Raw genomic sequence first — 3,063 nt, 5'->3', positions numbered from 1 at the left:
GGCCTGGAGGAAGTGCTTTGCGAGGAAATGCAGGCGCTGGGCTTTGAGCACGTCGAAAAAGGACGTGCCGGCTGCGCCTTCGAAACCGACTGGGCAGGCATTTTGCGGGCCAACCTGTACTCCCGCCTGGCAACCCGGATTCTGGTGCAAGTGGCGCACGGCCTGGTGCTCAAGGAAGACGACATCTACGAACTGGCTTACGACGCCCCGTGGGAGCGCTGGTTTGGCGCTGAACATTCCCTGCGGGTCGATACCTCGGCCATCCAGAGTCCCATGAAAAGCCTGATGTTCTGCAATCTAAAGGCAAAAGACGGCATCTGTGACCGCCTTCGCGATCGCGAAGGCGAGCGTCCAAGCATCGATACGGTCCGGCCCGATGCCCGGGTGCACCTTTTTCTGACCCGGGATTCGGGCACGCTATACCTTGATACCTCCGGAGAATCCCTATTCAAGCGCGGCTGGCGTCTGGACAAGGGCGAAGCGCCGCTGCGCGAGAATCTGGCCGCCGGCATTCTGGCGCTCTCGGGCTGGGACCCTTCTCTGCCCTTATTGGATCCCTTTTGTGGCAGCGGAACCATTCTGATCGAGGCTGCCTGGATCGCGCAAGGCGTGCCGCCGGGCATATCTCGTCCCTTTGGATTCGAGCGGCTGCGCAATGCCGATGCCCGTCAATGGACAGCCTTGAAAGAAGATGCCCTCAGCCGCATCGCGCCGGAGCTGGAGACCCCGCTATACGGCTGCGATCTGGACCCTCATGCACTGGAGGCCGCGCGCGAAAACATGCAGCGCGCCAATCTGGCGCCAGACTCCATTCAGTTTGCCCGGGCCAATGCGCTGGACCTGCAGCCCCCAACAAATGCCGGCTGGCTGGTCACCAATCCCCCTTATGGGGAACGAATGGATCAACAGGACGACGGTTTCTGGCGCGACTGGTCCGCCTGCCTGAAACAGCAATTTGCCGGATGGCAGGTTCATGTGATTTCCAGTGACCTGGAATTGCCCGGAAAACTGCGCCTCAAAGCGCGTCGCCGTACGCCACTGTACAATGGGGCGCTTGACTGCCGCCTGTTTTCATTTGAAATGGTCGCCGAAAGCTACCGTAAACCCTGATAGCCAACTGCATGAAACCTTCTGCTTCTCCTGACGCGGCGCTGTTGTCGCGCCGTTCCCCTTCCCGTTTGCGCCTGTTTGCCTGCATGATGTATGAGGCCGTGCTCCTGTTCGGCGTCGTCTTCTTTGCCGATTACATTTTCGACACGCTCACGCAAAGCCGCAGTGGCCTGACCCTTCTGGGCACGCGCCAGGCGGTGCTGTTTGTCGCCATAGGCCTGTATTTTGTGCTGTGCTGGCGAAAACACGGACAGACACTGCCCATGAAAACCTGGAATATCCGGCTCGTCAGCGGGCAAGGCACCCGTCCTTCCCTGGGCAAACTCGTGCTGCGCTATGTCCTGTGCTGGCCCATCCCGCTGCTGGGAGCCTATCTGGTGTACCTCTCGTCCAACTCACTGGGCTGGCCATCCATCACTCTGTTCATTGTGTTTACGCCTTTTCTCAACTTTGTCTATAGCTGGCTTGACAGGGACGGGCTGATGTTGCATGACAGGCTGGCCGGCACCCGTCTGATCGACCTATCGCCGGCGGCAATTCAATGATAGAATCAGAAGTCCACGGGCAGCAGGCTGGATCTTTTTTGCACACACTGCCCTATTTCTTTAGCGCCCCCGATTCTTTACGCCACCTTATGACCGATCATTATTCGTCACTCTATAAATCATTTGAATGGCTGGTTCCCTCGGTATTCAATATAGCGGATGCCTGCTGTCACCGGTGGGCCTCCAGCCCTCACGAAGCACGCCAGGTCGCCATTTATTTCGAAGATCAGGTAGGGCAGCTCACACTACTGACTTACGGGCAACTGTCCGAAAAGGTCAATAAACTGGCCAACGGCTTTATCCGCATGGGTGTTCAGCCGCAGGACCGCGTAGCGGTCGCGCTGCAGCACTCGGCAGAAAGCGCAATCACCCAGCTGGCAGTACTTACCGTGGGTGCGATTGTGGTGCCCCTGACCTCCTCCCTGAGCAACGCCGAATACGCCGAAAGGCTACATGATTCGCAGGCACGGGTAGCAGTGGTCGACAAGCACTCCATTACTGCACTTATTTCTGCGGTTGACAATCATTCGCCAGTCAAACAGATTATCGGCATCCATACTGATGATGACCGGATCATTTCCTGGCGTACCCTGCTGGCGCGCCAACCGTCCACCTTCACCCCTCATGTGGTTAGCGCGTCCACGCCGGCTATTCTGGTGTACCCTGCCACGGCCGAAAACGAACCGTTGCGCGGCGTGCTTCTGGATCACAGCTCACTGATCGGCACCCTGCCGGGCTTTGTCGCATCACAGAACTGGTTTCCGAAAACAAACGATATTTTCTGGACCTCCTACGACTGGAACAGCCCCAACGGCCTGCTCAATGCGCTGCTGCCCACGCTGTATTTCGGCAAGTCCATCGTCGGCTGCCCGGCCGGACGCACCATACCACGACTGTTTACGCTGCTCGAGCACTACCAGATTACCAACATTCATGCTTCCGGCGAGGATTTGCGCCGTATCCGCGAGTACCCCGATACGCTGGAAGAGTTCGAGCTGGCCATCCGCAGCATCAGTTGCCTGGATACCGATTACGATCCGTCGCTGGGCCAATGGGCCAAGCAGCGCTTTGACGTTGATATTAATGTGGTCGCCGCGCCGCTGGGCTTTGGCTATATTATTGGCGAAAGCCAGGAAAAATGGGCGCCTCGCCAGGGCAGTATGGGCCGCGTTTATCCGGGCCATCGGATCACAGTTATTGACCAGGCCGGTAAGCCACTGAAAACCGGCCAGAAGGGTTTCATCGCGGTAAACAGGACCGACCAGAACGACTATCCCGATCCGGCGGTCGCCTTGCACTATTGGTCCGGCGCCCAGATCCATCCGCTGCAGGCCGAACCACAGGAGTGGATTCCAACCTCCATTCGCGGCCACATTGACAAGGATGGCTACGTCTGGCGCGACGCCGA

3 protein-coding genes are annotated in these 3,063 nt (G+C 58.3%); all 3 read left to right on the top strand.

The annotated features are described in order from the left end of the window. Nucleotides 1–1,110 (top strand): THUMP domain-containing class I SAM-dependent RNA methyltransferase (locus ACTIKR_RS07070; RefSeq protein ID WP_442327459.1); only part of this gene is annotated, 1,110 nt, incomplete at its 5' end. Nucleotides 1,111–1,121: 11 nt separating this feature from the next. Further along, nucleotides 1,122–1,655, top strand: a complete 534-nt coding sequence (locus tag ACTIKR_RS07065; protein WP_442327458.1) for an RDD family protein — start codon at nucleotides 1,122–1,124, stop codon at nucleotides 1,653–1,655. Beyond that, nucleotides 1,652–3,063 (top strand): AMP-binding protein (locus ACTIKR_RS07060; protein WP_442327457.1); only part of this gene is annotated, 1,412 nt, incomplete at its 3' end. The genes ACTIKR_RS07065 and ACTIKR_RS07060, both read left to right, overlap by 4 nt.

The sequence above is a fragment of the Advenella sp. genome (assembly GCF_052108595.1).
In the GTDB taxonomy this organism is placed as follows: domain Bacteria; phylum Pseudomonadota; class Gammaproteobacteria; order Burkholderiales; family Burkholderiaceae_B; genus Advenella.
The sequence above is the reverse complement of the archived record's forward strand: the minus strand, read 5'-3'. Positions and strand labels throughout refer to the sequence as shown.